The 21,835-nt window shown below is 31.7% G+C and carries 15 protein-coding genes, 6 tRNA genes, 3 rRNA genes and 1 pseudogene; 21 read left to right on the top strand and 4 right to left on the bottom strand.

Translation table 11 applies throughout. The features are described 5' to 3' along the window. Positions 1-6: 6 nt before the first annotated feature. On the bottom strand, positions 7-507 hold the full coding sequence (gene gmhB / locus ADFLV_RS11935; RefSeq protein ID WP_129011819.1) for a D-glycero-beta-D-manno-heptose 1,7-bisphosphate 7-phosphatase: 501 nt from the start codon (positions 505-507) through the stop codon (positions 7-9). Positions 508-622: 115 nt separating this feature from the next. Between gmhB and ADFLV_RS11930 the strand changes: the two genes are divergently transcribed. The 14 genes from ADFLV_RS11930 (at position 623) to ADFLV_RS11865 (ending at position 11,184) form a co-directional block, all read left to right on the top strand. Continuing rightward, positions 623-1,492, top strand: coding sequence for a glycosyltransferase (locus ADFLV_RS11930; protein ID WP_129011820.1), 870 nt, complete (start codon positions 623-625; stop codon positions 1,490-1,492). Positions 1,493-1,553: 61 nt separating this feature from the next. Then, positions 1,554-1,742, top strand: coding sequence for a 50S ribosomal protein L28 (gene rpmB / locus ADFLV_RS11925; RefSeq protein WP_014474993.1), 189 nt, complete (start codon positions 1,554-1,556; stop codon positions 1,740-1,742). Between the two features lie 23 nt (positions 1,743-1,765). Further along, on the top strand, positions 1,766-2,893 hold the full coding sequence (locus ADFLV_RS11920) for a potassium channel family protein (RefSeq protein ID WP_014474992.1): 1,128 nt from the start codon (positions 1,766-1,768) through the stop codon (positions 2,891-2,893). Position 2,894: 1 nt separating this feature from the next. Next, the gene (gene argJ / locus ADFLV_RS11915; RefSeq protein WP_129011821.1) at positions 2,895-4,076 is read left to right on the top strand and encodes a bifunctional glutamate N-acetyltransferase/amino-acid acetyltransferase ArgJ; all 1,182 of its coding nucleotides are present in this window, start codon (positions 2,895-2,897) and stop codon (positions 4,074-4,076) included. A gap of 79 nt (positions 4,077-4,155) precedes the next feature. Then, the gene (locus tag ADFLV_RS11910) at positions 4,156-4,371 is read left to right on the top strand and encodes an HP1242/YdcH family protein (RefSeq protein ID WP_014474990.1); all 216 of its coding nucleotides are present in this window, start codon (positions 4,156-4,158) and stop codon (positions 4,369-4,371) included. Positions 4,372-4,509: 138 nt separating this feature from the next. Next, entirely contained in the window at positions 4,510-7,113 is a 2,604-nt protein-coding gene (gyrA, locus tag ADFLV_RS11905) for a DNA gyrase subunit A (protein ID WP_014474989.1), read from the top strand. A gap of 3 nt (positions 7,114-7,116) precedes the next feature. Further along, a complete protein-coding gene (locus tag ADFLV_RS11900) occupies positions 7,117-8,154 on the top strand; it encodes an aspartate-semialdehyde dehydrogenase (RefSeq protein WP_129011822.1) in 1,038 nt (345 codons plus the stop codon). Between the two features lies 1 nt (position 8,155). Then, positions 8,156-8,662 (top strand): YqhA family protein, encoded by a 507-nt coding sequence (locus tag ADFLV_RS11895; protein ID WP_014474987.1) that lies wholly within the window; start codon positions 8,156-8,158, stop codon positions 8,660-8,662. Positions 8,663-8,672: 10 nt separating this feature from the next. After that, a complete protein-coding gene (hemE, locus tag ADFLV_RS11890; protein WP_129011823.1) occupies positions 8,673-9,713 on the top strand; it encodes a uroporphyrinogen decarboxylase in 1,041 nt (346 codons plus the stop codon). A 77-nt stretch (positions 9,714-9,790) separates the two neighbouring features. Next, positions 9,791-10,708, top strand: coding sequence for a radical SAM protein (locus tag ADFLV_RS11885; protein WP_129011824.1), 918 nt, complete (start codon positions 9,791-9,793; stop codon positions 10,706-10,708). A gap of 65 nt (positions 10,709-10,773) precedes the next feature. Next, positions 10,774-10,848 (top strand) — tRNA-Asn (locus ADFLV_RS11880). Between the two features lie 33 nt (positions 10,849-10,881). Continuing rightward, positions 10,882-10,956: transfer RNA gene (locus ADFLV_RS11875), tRNA-Asn, on the top strand. A 39-nt stretch (positions 10,957-10,995) separates the two neighbouring features. Further along, positions 10,996-11,070, top strand: a tRNA-Asn gene (locus tag ADFLV_RS11870). Between the two features lie 39 nt (positions 11,071-11,109). Then, positions 11,110-11,184: transfer RNA gene (locus ADFLV_RS11865), tRNA-Asn, on the top strand. 54 nt (positions 11,185-11,238) lie between these two features. On the opposite strand, the pseudogene ADFLV_RS11860 reads toward ADFLV_RS11865, so the two are convergent. Next, positions 11,239-12,210, bottom strand: a pseudogene (locus tag ADFLV_RS11860) (IS30 family transposase). A gap of 959 nt (positions 12,211-13,169) precedes the next feature. Here ADFLV_RS11860 and ADFLV_RS11855 point away from each other — a divergent pair. From ADFLV_RS11855 to ADFLV_RS11825, 7 genes are all read left to right on the top strand, one after another. Then, positions 13,170-14,687, top strand: a 16S ribosomal RNA gene (locus ADFLV_RS11855). Positions 14,688-14,783: 96 nt separating this feature from the next. Beyond that, positions 14,784-14,860: transfer RNA gene (locus tag ADFLV_RS11850), tRNA-Ile, on the top strand. A 30-nt stretch (positions 14,861-14,890) separates the two neighbouring features. After that, positions 14,891-14,966, top strand: a tRNA-Ala gene (locus ADFLV_RS11845). Positions 14,967-15,278: 312 nt separating this feature from the next. Then, positions 15,279-18,191: ribosomal RNA gene (locus ADFLV_RS11840) — 23S ribosomal RNA — on the top strand. A 168-nt stretch (positions 18,192-18,359) separates the two neighbouring features. Then, positions 18,360-18,475 (top strand): 5S ribosomal RNA (gene rrf / locus ADFLV_RS11835). The 16S, 23S and 5S rRNA genes sit together here with 2 tRNA genes alongside, the layout of an rRNA operon. Before the next feature lie 193 nt (positions 18,476-18,668). After that, positions 18,669-18,887 (top strand): VF530 family protein, encoded by a 219-nt coding sequence (locus ADFLV_RS11830; protein WP_129011917.1) that lies wholly within the window; start codon positions 18,669-18,671, stop codon positions 18,885-18,887. Between the two features lie 92 nt (positions 18,888-18,979). After that, the gene (locus ADFLV_RS11825) at positions 18,980-19,726 is read left to right on the top strand and encodes a ferredoxin-thioredoxin reductase catalytic domain-containing protein (protein ID WP_129011918.1); all 747 of its coding nucleotides are present in this window, start codon (positions 18,980-18,982) and stop codon (positions 19,724-19,726) included. Positions 19,727-19,744: 18 nt separating this feature from the next. On the opposite strand, the gene ADFLV_RS11820 is transcribed toward ADFLV_RS11825, so the two are convergent. Together ADFLV_RS11820 and ruvB are read right to left on the bottom strand one after the other, a co-directional pair. Then, positions 19,745-20,797, bottom strand: a complete 1,053-nt coding sequence (locus tag ADFLV_RS11820; RefSeq protein WP_129011919.1) for an AI-2E family transporter — start codon at positions 20,795-20,797, stop codon at positions 19,745-19,747. After that, positions 20,794-21,831, bottom strand: coding sequence for a Holliday junction branch migration DNA helicase RuvB (gene ruvB / locus ADFLV_RS11815; RefSeq protein ID WP_014474981.1), 1,038 nt, complete (start codon positions 21,829-21,831; stop codon positions 20,794-20,796). Before ruvB ends, ADFLV_RS11820 begins: the two co-directional genes overlap by 4 nt. Positions 21,832-21,835 lie beyond the last annotated feature (4 nt).

The raw sequence follows: 21,835 nt of genomic DNA, 5'->3' as shown, positions 1-21,835 counted from the left end.
AAAGCCTTATTTTTTTATTATATTTATTGTATCTAATAAATTATTTGCAATATTTAAAAGTTCTGGATAGTCTTTTTTTTGAGAGATTAATATATTATTAGAAATATTTGCGTTAACTGCTGTTTCAATATCAGTTATTTTGTCACCAATTAACCAAGAATTTATTAAGTCAATTTCAAAATCTTTTTGCGATTGAAGAATCATACCAATTTTAGGTTTTCTACAATCACAATTTTCTTCAGGTGAATGTGGACAAAAGTATACATTTAGAATGTCTATTCCATGTTTTTTAAATTCTTCAACCATCCATTGTGTAAGTTTAAAAAAATCATCTTTTGTATAATAGCCACGGCCAATTCCAGATTGATTAGTGATTATAATTATTTCATAACCTAGATTTATAAAATGTTTACAAGCATCAAAAACACCATCAATAAAATGAAATTTATCAATCTCTCTTACGTAACCATAATCATGATTTATTACACCATCTCTATCAAGATAAATAATTTTCTTTTTTGTTTGAATAAAAAATCCTTTTCAATTATTTTTTAAATATTATCATAAAGCACTTTTAACTATAATAAGAAAATCAATACAATATTATTATAGAAAGTAATTTATGAACAAAACAACAATTTCATACAAATCATCAAATTTATTAATTGAAGAATTAAAAAAGCAAGAAAATATTGAAATTTTAAAAGAAGGAAATTTTTTAATTTCATTATTCAATAAAAAAAAATATGCAGATGTATATTTTCATTCAGGTAATTTAGATGAAAAATCAATTGAAAATATTAAAAATTCAAAAATTACCATAACAAATTGTTTTGCTTCAATGAATCAAATTATTGCAAAAACAAAAGTTTCTCATGAAAAAATAAAAGTAATTTATCCTTCAATAAATATTGAATATAAAAAACCAAAAGATGTAAAAGCTAAGATTTGTGAAGAGTTAAAAATAGATGTAAAAACAAAATTGATTTTATTTACTGCAAAAAATTTTAAAACTTCAGGTATAAAGGAGTTTTTGGATATTTGTTCTTCTATAACTTATCCTGATTTTAAGATAATTATTGCAGGTGAGCAAAAGCAAATTAGTGCTTTACAATTTCAGCTTCCTAAATATCAAAATTTACAAGATAAGATTATTTTATTGGAAAATTATTCAAATATTGATGATTTATTTTTAGCTTCAGATATATTTTTATTACCAACTTATAATAAATCTTTTTCTTCAAATGTAATAAAAGCAATGTTTTGTAAATGTGTAGTTTTTTTAAGTATTGAAAATGATGCAAAAGAAGTTGTAGATGTTTTTGCTTCAATGGATTCACCGACTGATCCAAGTATTGCATTTAAAATCGATGCTGTTTTATTAGATAAAAATGAGTTAAAAAAGATAAAAAAAGAGAATAAAAAATTAGCTTTAGAGTTTGATTTAAAGGAAAATCTAAAAAAAATAAACTATATCTTAGAAAATGTTTAAATTTAACTTAAGAAAATTAAGATACAATACGCCAATATTTTTCACTATGTAAGGAAGACAAATGTCAAGAAAATGTGCAATTTCTGGAAAAGGACCAATGGTTGGTAACAACGTAAGTCATGCAAAAAACAGAACTAGAAGAAGATTTTTACCAAATATTAGAACAGTTAGAGTTACATTAGAAGATGGAACAACAACTAAATTAAAAATTTCTGCAAAAGAGTTAAGAACTCTTAAAAAACACTCATAAGAAGGCGCTAGAAAAGTGCTTTCATGAGCATCTTTACTAAGATAAAGAAGGCTATTGGCTGGGAAATTAGAACAGTCAAACCTCAATACGATTTAAATCCATTAATTTACTCTCAACTAAAACCTTTTAGATTACCTTTAATCCTTATTCAGCTTATTATGATGATAGGAACATTAGGTTATGTATATATTGAAGATTATTCGATTATGCATGCAATTTTTCAATCAGCATATACTTTTACAACTACTGGTTTTGGTGCATTAAATGAAGCAAATTTCAGTAATCAAGGTATTGTTTTTACTGTCACATTGATGATTGCTGGGTTTTTAATTCTTACATTTTCAGTGGGGATTGTAATTGATGTTATAGCAAATGGTTCTTTACTAGAATTATTAAAGGAAAGAAAAATGCTTTATAAAATAGCAAGATTAAGACGTCATTTTGTAATATGTTATCATAATGAATATACAGCACAATTAGCTAGACAATTTAGAGAAAATCATGTTCCCTTCGTTGTTGTTGATCCAAGTGAAGATATTGAGCAAATAGCAAAAGAGAATAACTATCCTTATTTTGTGAAAGAAGAACCTTATAAAGAGATAGCTTTTTTGAAATCACATTTAAGTTCTGCAAAAGGAGCTATTTCCTTATCTAAAAATATTTCAGATAATATTACATTAATTGCTTCTGTTAGACTTTATGAAAAAGAATTAGGAAGAGCTCCTTTTTTGATTATTTCGAATGCAGAAACTCAAAATGAAAAAATAAGGTTAAAAAAACTTGGAGCAGATAAAGTGGTTGCAACGCCATCTTTGATGGCAAAAAGAGTAAGTGCCATGGCTATAAGACCTGATATGGAAAATGTTCTTGATGAGTTTTTATATAAAAAAGATACTCCAATTGATATGGAAGAAGTATTTGTTAGAGAAAATTCTTGGGTAGTAAATAGAGAATTAAAAGATTTACGTTTAAGAGATAGATTAAAAGTTTCAGTAATTGGTATTACAGAAGGAAATGATAAATTTATCCAAATGCCAAAAGGTACAACTTCAATTATTGCAAATTGCAGATTATTGCTTGTTGGTTCTCAAAAAGGTATAGCAAGAGCTAAAAAAATTATAAATTTAACAAAACAACCAGAGGATATATAAAATGTTTACTATTTTGCCAATAAAAGGTTATATCGATCAAATTGATGGATTTTATTGTGATGGGATTCATGCAGGTCTTAAACCAAATGGAAACAACGATTTAGGATTTATTTATACAAAAGAAGCTTGTACTGTTGCAGCAATTTTTACAGAAAATAGATTTCAAGCAGCACCTTTAAAACATTTTTTACAATATGGTGAAAATTTTAAAACGAATTTTGTATTAATTAACTCAAAAAATGCAAATGCATTAACTGGAAGAAAAGGTATTGAATCAATTAATACTTTGTTTTCTCAACTTGATTTTGATTTAATAAATCCAGTAATGAGCAGTACAGGTGTTATAGGAAATCCATTACCAATTGAAAAATTAGTTGCAGGTGCGAAAAAATTTGACTTAATGGCTAAAAATGGTGAAAACCTTTCACGTGCAATTATGACAACAGATGCATACCCAAAAACTTGTATGTATGAAGTAAAACTAGAAAATGGAACTTCATTTAAAATAGGTGCTGTTGCAAAAGGTGCTGGAATGATAAATCCAAATCTTGCAACTATGCTTTGTTTTATTTGTACAGATGCTGCTGCTCCTTTTGAAGATATAAAAGAGGCATTAATTGTAAATAGTAAAACTACATTTAATGCAATTTCTGTTGATGGTGATACTTCAACTAATGACACAGTAATGGTTTTAGCAAATGGAAAATCAAATGCTTATGATAAAGAAGCATTTAAAGAATCATTAAGACTTGTAATGCATGATATGGCGATGTTAATGGTAGCTGATGGTGAAGGTGCTAAGAAAGTTGCAGCATTTGAAGTGATCAATGCTGTTTCAAATGAACAAGCCGAAATTGCAGCAAAAGCATTATCTAATTCACTTCTAGTAAAAACTGCACTTTTTGGAGAAGATCCAAATTTTGGAAGAATTGCTTCAACTATTGGAGCATCAAGAATTGATTGTGACGATGAAAAATTAGTAATTTCTTATAATGATGTTGTTGTATTTAATAAAGGTGAAATCTGTTTTGATGCACAAACTGAAGCAAAAGCAGCAGATGTTCTAAAAAAAGATAAATATAAAATAGTTTGTGATATTGGTTTAGGTGATGGTAAGTTTACAGCATATGGTTGTGATTTAGGTTATAAGTATGTTGAGATAAATGCAGATTATAGAAGTTAATATTAAATAATTTTACAAAAAATTAAGTACTTTTTTAGTATAATCGGCGAATTCAAATTTAAACACATAGGATATAAGTATGTTTCACGAATACAGAGATGTAATTACAGAGTTAAAACAAAAAGATGCACATTTTAACAAACTTTTTGAAAGACACAATGAGTTAGATGATTTAGTTTCTAAACTTGAAGAGTCTCATGCTGATCAATTTGAAATTGAATCTAAGAAAAAAGAAAAATTAAAATTAAAAGATGAAATTTTTGCAACTATTGTAAAATATAAAGCTGAAAATTAATTTTTAATTTAAAAAATAAAAAGGGGATGAAGGTTTTGACTTTTATCCCCTTTTTTATTTTCTAAAAAGTTATTACAAGAAGTACTAAGCGCAATTTAGATAAAATAAATCAATTTTATATTACAAAGGCCTTTTTTTATGGAAAACCTTTTCGAAAATCAAGATATTATAGATGTAAATATTGAGGATTCAGTTAAAGCCTCATATTTAGATTATTCTATGAGTGTTATTATTGGTCGGGCATTGCCAGATGCAAAAGATGGTTTAAAACCTGTTCATAGAAGAATCTTATATGCTATGCATGATTTAAGTATTACTTCAAAATCAGCTTATAAAAAATCAGCAAGAATTGTTGGAGATGTTATTGGTAAATACCATCCACATGGAGATACTTCTGTTTATGATGCCTTAGTTAGAATGGCACAAAATTTCTCAATGAGAGCACCACTTGTTGATGGACAAGGAAACTTCGGTTCAATCGATGGTGATAGTGCAGCAGCAATGAGATATACAGAAGCAAGAATGACAAGAATAGCTGAAGAAGTATTAAGAGATTTAGACAAAGATACTGTAAATTTTGTTCCAAATTATGATGATACAATGAAAGAACCTTCAGTTCTTCCTACTCGTGTTCCTACTTTACTTTTAAATGGTAGTGAAGGAATTGCAGTTGGAATGGCTACAAAAATTCCTCCACATAATATTAATGAATTATTAAATGCTGTTTTATATACAATTGATAATCCAGATGCAACAGCAGATGAATTAATGCAATTTATTCAAGGTCCAGATTTCCCAACTGGTGGAACAATTTTTGGAAGACGTGGAATTATTGATGCATATAACACAGGACGTGGAAGAGTTAGAATTAGAGCTAAACATCACATTGAAACAAGAGGTAAAAAAGAGATTATAGTTCTTGATGAATTACCTTATCAAGTGAATAAAGCAAGACTAATTGAACTTATTGCAAATCTTGCAAAAGATAAACAAATTGAAGGAATTGCGGAAGTTAGAGATGAATCTGATAGAGAAGGTATTAGAGTTGTAATTGAGCTTAAAAAAGATGCAATGAGTGAGATTGTTTTAAACAATTTATATAAATCAACTCCAATGGAAACTACATTTGGAATTATTCTTTTAGCTGTTTACAATAAAGAACCAAAAGTATTTAATTTACCTCAATTATTAAATATTTTCTTATCACATAGAAAAACTGTAATTATTAGAAGAACAATATTTGATTTAGAAAAAGCAAAAGCTAGAGCACATATTTTAGAAGGTTTAAAAATTGCTGTTGATAACATCGATGAAGTTGTAAGAATTATTAGAGCAAGTTCAAATGATGCAGAAGCAAAAGCTAGCTTGGAGACAAGATTTGGATTAAGCCCAATTCAATCTCAAGCTATTTTAGATATGAGACTTGGAAGATTAACAGGTCTTCAAAGAGATAAATTAGAAGCTGAATATGCTGAACTTATGATATTAATTGCAGAACTAGAATCAATTTTAAAATCTGAAGAAAAATTAAATCAAATTATCAAAGAAGAATTAACAGAAATTCAAGAAAAATTTGCAAATGATAGAAGAACTGAAATTGAAGATTCTTATGATGAAATTGATATAGAAGATTTAATTCCAAATGAACCTATGGTTGTAACAATTACACATAATGGATATGTAAAAAGAGTTCCAATTAAATCTTATGAAAAACAAAAAAGAGGTGGTAAAGGTAAAGTTGCAGTTACTACACACGATGATGATTTTATTGAAAAATTCTTTGTAAGTAATACTCATGATACTTTAATGTTTGTTACAAATATGGGACAATTATATTGGTTAAAAGTTTATAAAATTCCTGAAGGAAGTAGAACGGCAAAAGGTAAAGCAGTCGTTAACTTAATCAATTTAAGACCTGATGAAAAAATTATGGAAATTATTCCAACACCTGATTTTGATGAATCTAAATCTCTAGTATTCTTCACAAGAAATGGGATTATTAAAAGAACTTCTTTAAGTGAATTCTCAAATATCAGAAGTAATGGCGTAAGAGCAATTGTTCTTGATGATGCAGATGAAATAGTAACTGCTAAAATTGCTGATGTTGATACGCAATTTTTAATGATTTTCACAAGTATGGGACAATGTATTAGATTTGAAATTGAAAAAACGAGAGATCAAGGAAGAAGTACAAGAGGGGTTAGAGGTATTAAGTTTAAACATGATGTAGATTTTGTAGTTGATGCTGATGTTGTAAGTAATGAAGAACAAGAGTTACTAACTGTTTCAGAAAAAGGTATAGGGAAAAGAACAACAGTAAGTGAATATAGACTTACAAATAGAGCGGGTTCTGGAGTTATATCTATGAAATTATCACCAAAGACTGGAAATGTTATTGGAGAAGTTTTAGTTGATGATTCACAAGATTTAATGTTATTAACTTCAATTGGAAAAATGATTAGAGTTGATATGCAATCAATTAGAAAAGCAGGTAGAAATACAGCTGGAGTAATTATTGTAAATGTAGATAAAAATGATAAAGTTGTGTCTATTGCTAAATGTCCAAAAGAGGATGAAGAGATAGAACTTGATGAAAATGGAAATGTTATTAGATATAACGAAGATGGAGAAATTTTAGAAACGAATATTGAAATTTCTACAAATGCAAAAAATCAAACTTTATTAGATGTTTTAGATTTAGAAAAAAATGATGATAATTTAGAAAAAGATGAGGAAGAATAAGAAATGAGAAAGTTTAATGTTGCAGTTGTTGGAGCAACTGGTGCAGTTGGTGAAGAGTTATTTAGAGTTTTAGAAGAAAATAATTTCCCAATAAATAAATTAATACCATTGGCAAGTGCAAGAAGTGCTGGTTCAAAAATTGAATATATGAATAAAGAAGTTACAGTTTTAGAATTAACTGAAACTGTATTTGAAGAAAATGATGTTGAAATTGCTTTTTTTAGTGCAGGTGGTTCAGTCTCTGAAAAATTCGCTAAATATGCAGTTGAAGCAGGTGCCGTTGTAATTGATAATACAAGTCATTTTAGAATGGATCCAAAAGTTCCATTAGTAGTTCCAGAAGTTAATCCAGAAGATATTAAATTATGGAAAGAAACGGGAATAATTGCAAATCCAAATTGTTCAACTATTCAAATGGTTCAAAGTTTAAAACCGCTAGATGATTTATATGGTATTAAAAGAGTTGATGTTTCAACATATCAAGCTGTTTCAGGTGCTGGAAAAACTGGTATGGAAGAACTTGTAAAACAAATGCAAGACTTTTTTGCATTTAGATTAGATGAAACAGAGATAAAAGCTTTCCCTTATCAAATAGCTTTAAATGTAATTCCTCAAATTGATGTTGCAAAAGAAAATGGATTTACAAAAGAAGAAATGAAAATGGTAAATGAAACTCAAAAAATTATGCATAAAGAGATTCAAGTTGCTGCAACTTGTGTAAGAGTTCCTGTTTTAAGATCTCATAGTGAATCAATTACAGTTACATTTGATGAAAATATTGAAGTTGATTTAGAAAAAGTTAGAGAAGTATTTGATAATTTTGAGAATTTAAAAGTAATAGATGATTTACCAAATAAAAAATATCCAATGCCAATTATTTCAACAGATACAGATTTAACTTATGTTGGAAGAATTAGAAAAGATGTATATGCTTCAAATATTGTTCATTATTTTAACGTAGCTGACCAAGTAAGAGTAGGGGCTGCAACGAATGCAGTTAGAATCGCTCTTAAATGGATTGATATGGAAAATGACATTTAATATGTTAGAAAAAATTTTTGAAACTACAATGTGGCAAGCAAGACTTTTTGTTTTGCTTGCAGTAATATTTGGATTATTAGGTTCAATAATACTTTTTGTTGTTGCTTCAATGGATATTTATGAAGTTATTAAATATGCACTAGATGTTTATTTAAATGGTTTGCATCCAGAAAATTTTCATGAAGAAATAGTAAGTAAGATTATAGGTGCAGTTGATTTATACTTAATTGCTGTAGTTATGTTAATTTTTGCATTTGGTATTTACGAACTATTTATTTCAAAAATTGATGCTGCTGAAGCAAGTGGTAGTAATATTCTAGCAATTCATTCATTAGACCAATTAAAAGATAAAATTGCAAAAGTAATTGTTATGGTATTAATTGTAAGCTTTTTTCAAAAAGTTTTACATACAAAATATGATGGTGCATTAGAGATGCTTTATTTTGCTGTTTCAATTGCACTATTATCATTAGGACTTTATTTTTTAAATAAAGTTGGAAAATATTAAAAGGTTAAAAATGTCAAAAATTTTTGTAGATGCATGTTTTAGAAAAGAGACTCCTTATACTCCTGTTTGGATGATGAGACAAGCTGGACGATATTTACCTGAATATATGGAAGTTAGAGCAAAAGCTGGAAACTTTTTAAATTTATGTCACAATCCAGAATTAGCAGCTGAAGTTACAATCCAACCTTTAGATATAGTTGGTGTTGATGCAGCTATTTTATTTAGTGATATTTTAGTTGTTCCAAATGAAATGGGAATGAAATTAGACTTTTTAAAAGGTGAAGGTCCAGTATTTGATAAACCAATTAAAACTGAAGAAGATTTAGATGCTTTAATTGGTGGTGAAGAAGCTGCAAATAAATTAACTTATGTTTATGAAACTATTAAGATTTTAAAACAAAGATTACCCCAAGATAAAGCTTTAATTGGATTTACAGGTGCTCCTTGGACACTTGCTACTTATATGATTGAAGGTCAAGGAACAAAAACATACAATCTTTGTAAAAAAATGATGTATTCGAATCCAGAATTTTTACATAAAATCCTTAGACGTGTAACAGATGTAGTTAAGTTTTATATGGAAAAACAAATTGAAGCTGGAGTTGATGTAGTTCAAATCTTTGATTCATGGGCTGCGGCAATTGAACCTTCAAAATATGATGAATTTTCTTGGAAATATATGGTGGAGATTGCTGAGTATTTAAAAGAAAAATATCCTCATATTCCTATTATCATGTTCCCAAAAGGAATAGCTTCATTTATTGAAAGAGGTTTAGTTTATGGAAACTTCGATGTATTTGGAGTAGACTGGGGAACACCAATGGCTCTTGCAAAGGAAAAATTAGGTGAAAAATATGTTTTACAAGGAAATATGGAACCTTGTAGATTATATTCAAAAGAGGCAACAACTATGTGTGTTGAAGCAATTCAAAATATTATGGGTGGAAGTGGACACATCTTTAATTTAGGTCATGGAATTTTACCTGATGTTCCAGTTGAAAATGCAATTCACTTTGTAAAAGAGTGTCAAAGAGTTTCAAAAAAAGCATAAAACAAATTTGTTTTAGAAAATTATTATAAAAGAGAAGCTATTTAGCTTCTCTTTTTTTATTTAAAAGGATTTTTATTTTGTCTTATTCAAATTCTATTATTTTTGGACCAATACCTTCACGAAGATTTGGTATATCATTAGGTATTGATTTATCGCCATCAAAAAAACAGTGTAATTTTGATTGTTTATATTGTGAATTAGAAGGTGCAAAAACTATTGAAAAAATGGATACATTTCCAAGTGTTGAAGAAATTACAAGTGCAATAAAAGAGAGTTTTAAAAATCATCCAAAAATAGATGTAATAACTATAACATGTAATGGTGAACCAACTTTATATCCAAAATTAAATGATTTAATTGATGAGATTAATAAAATAAAAGGTGAAACAAAAACTTTAATTTTATCAAATGGAAGTACGATTTATAAAAAAGATATTTTTGAAGCTCTATTAAAAATTGATATTGTTAAATTATCTTTAGATTGCATAAGTGAAAAGTGTTTTAAAAAACTTGATAGACAAAACAAAAGTGTAGAAATTGAAAAAATTGTTCCTTCTATGATTGAATTCTCACAAAAAACAACGAATGATTTTGTTTTAGAAATTTTATTTGTTAAAGATGTAAATGATAAAGATGAAGAAATAGAGTTATTGTTTAATGCCGTAAAACAAATCAATCCTAAAAGAGTTGATATTGGAACTATAGATAGACCACCAGCATATAAAGTAAATCCAGTAAGTTATGAATTTTTAGAAAAAGTTGCAAATAGATTTGAAAATATAAATGTAAATATCGTTTTTAAAAATAGACCAAAATTGATTCAAACTTATAGTGAAGATGAAATACTTTTTATGTTAAAAAGAAGACCACTTACAAAAGAAGATATAGAAAATATGTTTGATGATAAATCAAAAGATATTTTACTAAAACTTTTAGAAGAAAAGAAAATATATATTGTAAATAGTAGTGGAGTTGATTTTTATAAAAATATATAAAAAAGTCTTGACAATAAAAACTTTTTCTACTATAATTCCACCCCATTAAAGTTAAAGTCATAAATTCCGGCATAGCTCAGCGGTAGAGTAGATGACTGTTAATCATTTGGTCCCTGGTTCGAATCCAGGTGCCGGAGCCATTACTTTGACTTTGATACTTATAATTTATAGATTCCGGCATAGCTCAGCGGTAGAGTAGATGACTGTTAATCATTTGGTCCCTGGTTCGAATCCAGGTGCCGGAGCCATTTATAAATTCAAAACTTACAATAAAATAAAAATCAAATTCCGGCATAGCTCAGCGGTAGAGTAGATGACTGTTAATCATTTGGTCCCTGGTTCGAATCCAGGTGCCGGAGCCATTTATAAATTCAAAACTTACAATAAAATAAAAATCAAATTCCGGCATAGCTCAGCGGTAGAGTAGATGACTGTTAATCATTTGGTCCCTGGTTCGAATCCAGGTGCCGGAGCCATTTTACTTTTTTATAAATCGCCAATTCAAGAGATAAATGCATAAATTCACCAAACTAAGCTGTTAAAACTTTTGCAACTTTAGCATAAAAAACCTCAGATGGAGTTTTGTAACCAAGAGATTTTCTAGGTCTGTTATTTAACCTGTTTTGTATTTCTCTAATTTCTCTTCTTTTGACTTTAGTGAAATCTGTTTGTTTTGGTAAATACTGACGTATTAAACCATTTGTATGTTCATTTAATCCTCTTTCCCATGAATGATATGGATTTGCAAAGTAAAACTTTGTATCTAAAGCTTTTGATACTTCTTCATGATAAGCAAACTCTTTACCATTATCAGAAGTAATTGTATGAGTAATTGCTTTTATTGGATAAAGCATATCAATTAAAGCTTGTGTAACCACATCAGCTTTCTTAGAATCAACTTTTTTGATGAGAGTAAACTTTGTTGCTCTATCAACTATTGTAACTAATGCTCCAATATGGTTTTTACCAATGACTGTATCAATTTCAAAATCACCAACTCTTTTTTTGTATTCAACAACTTTTGGTCTTTTCTCAATTGATACTCTATTTTTAATAATTCCTCTAGAGTTATAGTCATTTCATCTCTTGTGATACTTTTTGTTTTTATGACGTAGCATTAAATATAACTTTCCACCATGGCATTTATTTTTGTAGATATATTGATAAATAGTTTCATGTGATACATAAGAAAGCTTTTGTAATTTCATTACTCCTGATATTTGTTCAGGAGACCAATCTAATTTTAATTTATCTTTGATGTAATTCATTACTTTTCTAGTAAGCTTTAAATGCTTTGATTTATATTTGTGTCTATAGAAACTAAACTGTTCAGCAAGTTCTGGTTTATAAATACCTTCAGAACTATTTCTCTTTATCTCTCTACTAACAGTGGATTGTGAAATACCTAAAGTATTTGCTATTTGAATTTGAGTGTATCCAACTTTAGTGTAAGCAGATATTTGATATCTTACTTTTAGGGTTAACTGTGTGAATTTTCGCATAAATATTTTTCCTGTTTTTGGCGAAATAAGGATAACAAAATATTTGTTAACCCCACTTACACCTTTTCTTCAGAAATTATGCATTTATGATTTGAACTTAGGCTTTTTTAATAGTTTCAAGAATTACATTTTCAAATATTTTTTGCTAAGAGTTAATACAGTTTTGTAAAGCTTTCAAAATATCTTTATTTATATTAGATAGTTCCAACATAAAATTTATAAAGGGCATTTTTTGTTAAAATTTCATTTCTACATTTATAATTGTAATAACTAAATCTTTTTTAGAATTAAATTGATAAATAAAATATTTGAATAACTATTTCCTAATTATTCATCTGGAAAAATTAAATCCTCTTGATATATTTCAATAAATACTTAAAATTTGTCTTTTATTGGAATATTAAAACATTCTATCAAACTATTATAAATTACATTTGATATCTCTTTTTTAATTTCTTTAGATCTAATAAATGACATAAAAACTTATAACGGACTAAATGGTTTGTATGATATAACATCTATTTTGATTTGTATAGAGTGAAAAACCCAAGTAAAACAAAGTAAAAATCACAAAAAACAAGTAAAAGTGATAAAAAGAGGATAAATTTAAAAATTTAAGCTACATTTCAGCGTTAAGGTATTGACAAGCTAATAAAAATCTATTATAATTCCCGTCCAATTTGACTGGAACGCTTCAAACGAAAAGTGAGAAGAGATACGCTTCAATCGAGAGGGAATGATCTTTAAAAATAATTATAAACGTTTGTAAAGTAATCTTTATAAACCGAATATGAGACTCTTATAAAAATCTATGTTTATTTAGATTAAAAATAAGAATAAATGTTAAATAAAAATATAAAAACAAGAAATTTGGTAAAACAAATGCTTGTCTATAAAATTTGAGTGATAATTTTGTAATTGAAGAGTTATAAAATTTGTCAGTTTCAAAAGCTCTATAATTTATGGAGAGTTTGATCCTGGCTCAGAGTGAACGCTGGCGGCGTGCTTAACACATGCAAGTCGAACGAGAACGGATTATAGCTTGCTATAATTGTCAGCTAAGTGGCGCACGGGTGAGTAATGTATAGATAACCTGCCCTCTAGAAAGGAATAACAGATGGAAACGTCTGCTAATGCCCTATATGCCTTTAATACATAAGTATGCAAGGGAAACGCTTTAGTGCTAGAGGATGGGTCTGTATGGTATCAGCTTGTTGGTGAGGTAATGGCTCACCAAGGCAATGACGCCTAACTGGTTTGAGAGGATGATCAGTCACACTGGAACTGAGACACGGTCCAGACTCCTACGGGAGGCAGCAGTGGGGAATATTGCACAATGGACGAAAGTCTGATGCAGCAACGCCGCGTGGAGGATGACACATTTCGGTGCGTAAACTCCTTTTATATAGGAAGATAATGACGGTACTATATGAATAAGCACCGGCTAACTCCGTGCCAGCAGCCGCGGTAATACGGAGGGTGCAAGCGTTACTCGGAATCACTGGGCGTAAAGAGCGTGTAGGCGGGTATATAAGTCAGAAGTGAAATCCAATAGCTTAACTATTGAACTGCTTTTGAAACTGTATACCTAGAATGTGGGAGAGGTAGATGGAATTTCTGGTGTAGGGGTAAAATCCGTAGAGATCAGAAGGAATACCGATTGCGAAGGCGATCTACTGGAACATTATTGACGCTGAGACGCGAAAGCGTGGGGAGCAAACAGGATTAGATACCCTGGTAGTCCACGCCCTAAACGATGTACACTAGTTGTTGTGAGGCTCGACCTTGCAGTAATGCAGTTAACACATTAAGTGTACCGCCTGGGGAGTACGGTCGCAAGATTAAAACTCAAAGGAATAGACGGGGACCCGCACAAGCGGTGGAGCATGTGGTTTAATTCGACGATACACGAAGAACCTTACCTGGACTTGACATAGTAAGAACTTTCTAGAGATAGATTGGTGTCTGCTTGCAGAAACTTATATACAGGTGCTGCACGGCTGTCGTCAGCTCGTGTCGTGAGATGTTGGGTTAAGTCCCGCAACGAGCGCAACCCTCGTCATTAGTTGCTAACAGTTCGGCTGAGAACTCTAATGAGACTGCCTACGCAAGTAGGAGGAAGGTGAGGACGACGTCAAGTCATCATGGCCCTTACGTCCAGGGCTACACACGTGCTACAATGGGGTATACAAAGAGCAGCAATACAGTGATGTGGAGCAAATCTCAAAAATATCTCCCAGTTCGGATTGTAGTCTGCAACTCGACTACATGAAGTTGGAATCGCTAGTAATCGTAGATCAGCTATGCTACGGTGAATACGTTCCCGGGTCTTGTACTCACCGCCCGTCACACCATGGGAGTTGAACTCATTCGAAGCGGGGATGCTAAAGTAGCTACCTTCCACAGTGGATTCAGCGACTGGGGTGAAGTCGTAACAAGGTAACCGTAGGAGAACCTGCGGTTGGATCACCTCCTTTCAGAGAATTAAGTTAAGATTCGATTCTTAACTTAAAACTAAAAAGAAAGAGTTTTTATATTCGGTTTATAAAGATTATTTAAATAGGTAGTAAAAGGGGCCTATAGCTCAGCTGGCTAGAGCGCTCGACTGATAATCGTGAGGTCTCAGGTTCAAGTCCTGATAGGCCCACCATTAAATAATCTAGAAAGATTAATTTAGGTTGGGGAATTAGCTCAGCTGGGAGAGCGCCTGCTTTGCACGCAGGAGGTCAGCGGTTCGATCCCGCTATTCTCCACCACCTATTAAGAGTAAATGCGTAATAATTAATTTATAGAGTGATAAAGAAGTTAAATATAAGTTCAAAGGATATTGAATTTATATTTGATTTTCGAATCAAAATGATATTTAAAAATATAATGTTAAAGTCTTTAATTTTTTCGTAAGAATTAGATAACAGAAATGTTAAATAATTTAAAACAAAAAAAATTTCATATCTAAGAAATTAGATAGAACACAACATTATTTTATTGGATATATTTTAAATAATATGTTTAATAAGATAGTAGCCAAAGAATATTATCAAAAAGCGATAGAGTTTAACTCTATTTATTAATAAGCTATTAAGGGCTAATGGTGGATGCCTAGACTGTAAGAGGCGATGAAAGACGTATTAGGCTGCGATAAGCCTCGGGGAGCTGCCAAAGAGCTTTGATCCGGGGATTTCTGAATGGGGCAACCCAGTATATAGAGATATATATTACCCTACGGGGAGCTAACCTGGTGAAGTGAAACATCTCAGTAGCCAGAGGAAGAGAAATCAAACGAGATTCCGTCAGTAGCGGCGAGCGAAAGCGGATTAGGACAAACCCAATGCTTGCATTGGGGGTTGTAGGACCATAATGTGAGACTAAAGAGGATAGATGAAATACTTGGAAAAGTGTAGCATAGAAGGTGAAACTCCTGTAATTTAAATTCTCAATAGCTCTAATGGTATCCTGAGTAGGTCGGAACACGTGATATTTTGACTGAAACTGGGGGGACCACCCTCCAATCCTAAATACTACTTACAGATCGATAGTGAACAAGTACCGTGAGGGAAAGGTGAAAAGTACTCCAGCGAGGAGAGTGAAATAGAACCTGAAACCATTAGCTTACAATCATTCAGAGCCCTATGATTTATCAGGGTGATGGACTGCCTTTTGCATAATGAGCCTGCGAGTTGTGGTATCTGGCAAGGTTAAGTCAAGTACGAAGCCGTAGCGAAAGCGAGTCTTAATAGGGCGAATTAGTCAGATGCTGCAGACCCGAAACGAAGTGATCTATCCATGAGCAGGTTGAAGCTGGTGTAAGAGCCAGTGGAGGACCGAACCGATAGGCGTTGAAAAGTCTCCGGATGACTTGTGGATAGGGGTGAAAGGCCAATCAAACTTCGTGATAGCTGGTTCTCTCCGAAATATATTTAGGTATAGCCTTGTGTTGTAGCATATGGGGGTAGAGCACTGAATGGGCTAGGGCTGCTTACCGCGGTACCAAACCCTATCAAACTATGAATACCATATGTGGAATCACAGGAGTCAGGCGGTGGGTGATAAAATCAATCGTCGAGAGGGGAACAACCCAGACTAACAGCTAAGGTCCCTAAGTTACATCTAAGTGGAAAACGATGTGGAGTTACTGTGACAACCAGGAGGTTGGCTTAGAAGCAGCCATCCTTTAAAGAAAGCGTAACAGCTCACTGGTCTAGTGATTCTGCGCGGAAAATATAACGGGGCTAAGATGTACACCGAAGCTTTAGATTCAATTTTAATTGAGTGGTAGGAGAGCGTTCTATTCAGCGTAGAAGATGTACCGGTAAGGAGCGTTGGAGCGGATAGAAGTGAGCATGCAGGCATGAGTAGCGATAATTGAGGTGAGAATCCTCAACGCCGAAAACCCAAGGTTTCCTACGCGATGCTCGTCATCGTAGGGTTAGTCGGGACCTAAGTCGAGTCCGAAAGGGGTAGACGATGGCAAATTGATTAATATTTCAATACCAACATATAAGCGCGATGTGGGGACGCATAGAGTTAATCGAGGTCACTGATGGAATAGTGGCTCGAAGGACGTAGGCTGTTACTTAGGCAAATCCGGGTAACGTTAGGCCGAGATCTTACAGGCTCTTGACACTCTTCGGAGGAGATGGAGAATCGATGATACTGTCGTGCCAAGAAAAGCCACTAAGTATATTATATGTTGCCCGTACCGTAAACCGACACAGGTGGGTGGGATGAGTATTCTAAGGCGCGTGGAAGAACCCTGGTTAAGGAACTCTGCAAACTAGCACCGTATCTTCGGTATAAGGTGTGCCTACTATTGTATATGGACTTGCTCCAAAAAGCGATAGAGGTTGCAACAAAGAGTCCCTCCCGACTGTTTACCAAAAACACAGCACTTTGCTAACACGTAAGTGGATGTATAAGGTGTGACGCCTGCCCGGTGCTCGAAGGTTAACTGATGATGTCAGCGCAAGCGAAGCATTTGATTGAAGCCCGAGTAAACGGCGGCCGTAACTATAACGGTCCTAAGGTAGCGAAATTCCTTGTCGGTTAAATACCGACCTGCATGAATGGCGTAACGAGATGGGAGCTGTCTCAACCAGGGATCCAGTGAAATTGTAGTGGAGGTGAAAATTCCTCCTACCCGCGGAAAGACGGAAAGACCCCGTGCACCTTTACTACAGCTTGACACTGTAGCTTGGATATTCATGTGCAGGATAGGTGGGAGGCTATGATATATGGACGCAAGTACATATGGAGCCATCCTTGAGATACCACCCTTGAATATTTGAGTTACTAACTGCGTACAATTATCTTGTATCAGGACAATGTCTGGTGGGTAGTTTGACTGGGGCGGTCGCCTCCTAAAAAGTAACGGAGGCTTACAAAGGTTAGTTCATGGCGGATGGAAATCGCCAGTTGAGTATAATGGCATAAACTAGCTTGACTGTGAGACATACAAGTCGAACAGAGACGAAAGTCGGTCATAGTGATCCGGTGGTTCTGTGTGGAAGGGCCATCGCTCAAAGGATAAAAGGTACGCCGGGGATAACAGGCTGATCTCCCCCAAGAGCTCACATCGACGGGGAGGTTTGGCACCTCGATGTCGGCTCATCGCATCCTGGGGCTGAAGTAGGTCCCAAGGGTATGGCTGTTCGCCATTTAAAGCGGTACGCGAGCTGGGTTCAGAACGTCGTGAGACAGTTCGGTCCCTATCTTCCGTGGGCGTAGGAAAGTTGAAGAGATTTGTCCCTAGTACGAGAGGACCGGGATGAACGTACCACTGGTGTACCAATTGTTCTGCCAAGAGCATCGTTGGGTAGCTACGTACGGATGTGATAAGAGCTGAAAGCATCTAAGCTCGAAGCCAACTCTAAGATTAACTTTCCCTGAAGTTCCCAGCAAGACTAGCTGGTTGATAGGCTGGATGTGTAAGCGTTGTAAGGCGTTTAGCTGACCAGTACTAATAGAACGTTTGGCTTATTTTAAACAATTCTTTGGTTTACTATCTTATTAAATATATTTCTTATATTTAATATATATTGTGAAAAGACTTTAACATTATTTTTTCTTAACTCCTTTATGAGTTGAGTGTAAAGAGTATTTACATATTGAATCTTTCTTTATGTTTCTTCTTACTTTTTTCACTCAACTTTGCTGGTGGCTATAGAGAAGTGGAAATACCCAGTCCCATTCCGAACCTGGAAGTCAAGCACTTCATCGCCGATAATACTGCCGGGTCCCCTGGTGGAAACGTAGGCCGCTGCCAGCTCTTGAGTTTTTTATTTACCAAGCTTTTACTAATTTGAACTTCTTTACAGTTCCTCTTAGCAAAAGCTTTTTTTTTACCCCCCCCTCTATCCTTCCAGCCTTTGTTGGTTTTTCCCCTTTATCCTTTTATTTGGTTTGTTTATTCCCTCTTCTTTATTCACTTATGTTATAATAAATAAAAACTAGGAATAAAATTGAATAATAATCAAAATAATCCATTACATGGAATTAAATTAGAAATGATAATAAATTCTTTGGTTGATAACTATGGCTGGGATGAATTAGGTAAAAAGATTAATATTAATTGTTTCAATTATGAACCAAGTGTTAAATCTTCTTTAAAATTTCTTAGAAAAATTCCATGGGCGAGAGAAAAAGTTGAAAAGCTTTATTTATCAATGATTAATAAATGAGTTTATTATATAAATTCTTTAATTTCACTCTAAAGAGAAATATTAATATAAATTATATTACTATTACAAACTTTAAAATATTAGGATAATTTATGATTAGAAAAATAGATATAAATAGTGAAGAATTTCAAATTGAATTAGAATTAACAAAACAATTTACAGATAAGGTTTTAGAAGAGCATAACCTTGTGTATAATCCAGATGATGAAGTTAATGAATCTATACAAATGGGATTAACAAGAAATAAATTAATTTATGGAAAAAGATTTTGTCCTTGTTTTATGGTTATTGGAGAAACATTAGAAGAACAAGAAAAAAGTGAAAATAGACTTTGTCCATGTACTCCAGCATTAACTAAAGAAATACCACTTAAAGGTTCATGTCACTGTGGAATTTATTGTACAAAAGAAAAAGCAGAAGAAACAAAAAATGAACTTAGTATGCACGATGCAATTGCAACACATTCAAGAGGATTAACAAAAGATGAGTGCGAAAAATTATTGCTTAAAGAAGAAATTAATTCTCAAGAGTTAGAATCATTACTTGAAGCAAGAGAATTAGGTTTCGTAAAATTTAATTTAGTTGATACAAGAGAATGGATGGAATGGGTTGGAACAAGAATAAAAGGAACAGATTATTTAATACCTACAACGTCATTTTATCATGCACTTGAAAGAATTAATAACCAAAAAGATATTTCTGTTATTGTTTATTGTCATAGTGGAAGTAGAAGTGCATATTGTCAAAGAATAATGCTTGATTTGGGATTTAAATCAGTTGCAAATTTAGACTATGGAATTTCTTCTTATGGTGGAGAAAGAGAGAGTGGAGATAATTAACATTTAAAGAAATGTATCTTAGTCATAAGATACATTTTCTTTAAAATCATCAGAATACTTTTTTAATAAGTGCATAATTGAGATAAAAAAGGTCACCATTGCAGGACCAATAATCATTCCCCAAAAACCAAATGTTGAAAGACCAGCAACTATTGCAAAGAAAATCAATAATTCATTTACGCTAGTAGGTGTTTTTACTACTTTTTTATTTATATATTTTATTATCATTGGTTTTACAAATGTATCTGCAAATATTGAGATTACAACTATAGAATAAATTGCAATAATAAAAGCATTTGTTATTGAATTTGTTGTTGCTTCATAAATTACAATTGGAAGCCACATTATTACTCCACCAATGACTGGAATTAAAGATGCAAATCCATATAAAACTCCAAATAGTAATCCATCATAATTAAAAAAAGTTAAGAAAAAACCAAATAAAAAACCTTCAAATATTGCAGTAACTAAAATTGAGTATAAAACAACTGTCATTACATTTGATGATTCACTAAATAAAATTACTGAATCTTCTTTTTTAATTGGTAATAGTTCTTTTATGAAAGTTAAAAGCGGGGTAGAATAAAGGGTAAAGAAGAAGAAAAATATTAAAATCATTACCATATCAATCATAAATTTAGCAGAATTCTTTCCTAAATAAGCACTAATAGCAAATATGTCTTGTACAGTTTTTCCTACATCAATTTTTGAACTAAGATTATCTAAAAAATTATTCATAAAGGCTAGATTTACAGATTTTTCTTGTATAAAGGTTTTTATATCATCCAAATTTCTTACTAATAGTTCTTGATCAACTTGATTGAAAAAATTAATAAATGAAAAAATACAATATAAAATAGGAATAAAAAATAGTGCAGCAAGTGCAATTGTAATAAATGATGTAGCAGCAATTCTACTTCTTGATTTTTTTTCTAAAAAAAGTGTTAAAGAACTAGTTGCAACAGTTAATAATATTGATACAAGAATAGCTCTTAAAAATGGATTGAATAACTCAACCATAAAAAATATCATTACAATTGCAATTGCAACTATAAAATAGACAGCTTTCAAAATAGCTTTCCTTGAGTTAAATCATCATCTAATTTTTGATTTCCTGGATATGAAAGTCTAAACATTTCATATGTTTTTATACTTGCTACTCTTCCTCTGGCCGTTCTTTCTATATATCCATTTGCAAGTAAATAAGGTTCAATTGCATCTTCAATTGTACCTTCGTCTTCACTAAGAGCTGCTGCAATTGTAGAAAGTCCCATAGGTTTTCCTCTATTTGAAATTAGAAGTTCTAGTAAATTTATGTCCATTTCATCAAATCCACTTTCATTTACCCCTAATTCATCTAAAGCATATTTACATCTTTCTATATGAACTAATTTTTCATTTTCTACTTCAGAAAAATCTCTTACTCGTCTTAACAGCCTCAATGCAACTCTGGGTGTACCTCTACTTCTTTTTGATATTTCTAATGATGCATCATCTTCGCAAAATTTCCCTAGCTTAATTGAAGCTTTTTGAATGATTTTTGCTAACTCTTCGTGCGTATAAAATTGCATTCTAAAATGCATACCAAATCTTTCTCTTAGAGGATTTGAAAGCATTCCTGCACGTGTAGTTGCTCCAATTAGAGTAAATCTTGGTAAATCTATTTTTACAGTTTGAGCAGCTGGTCCTGAACCAATTATTATATCTAATCTATAATCTTCCATAGCTGGATATAAAATTTCTTCTACAGCAGGACTAAGTCTATGAATCTCATCAATAAATAAAATATCACCTTCTTCAAGATTAGTTAAAATTGCAGCTAAATCTCCACTTTTTTCTATCATAGGTCCAGCTGTGATTTTTATATTTGTATTCATTTCATTTGATATTAAATATGATAAAGTTGTTTTACCAAGTCCAGGAGGTCCATAAAATAATATATGATCTAGTGCTTCTTTTCTTTTTTTAGATGCATCAATAAAAACTCTTAGATTTTTTTTGATTTTTTCTTGACCAATATAATCATCCCAGTTTGAAGGACGTAGATTTACTTCTGTACTTTCTTCTTCAAATGATATTTGTTCAACTTCTACTAATCTTTCCATTTAT

The organism is Arcobacter defluvii (genome assembly GCF_013201725.1).
In the GTDB taxonomy this organism is placed as follows: domain Bacteria; phylum Campylobacterota; class Campylobacteria; order Campylobacterales; family Arcobacteraceae; genus Aliarcobacter; species Aliarcobacter defluvii.
This window is presented reverse-complemented; position numbering and strand designations above follow the sequence as displayed.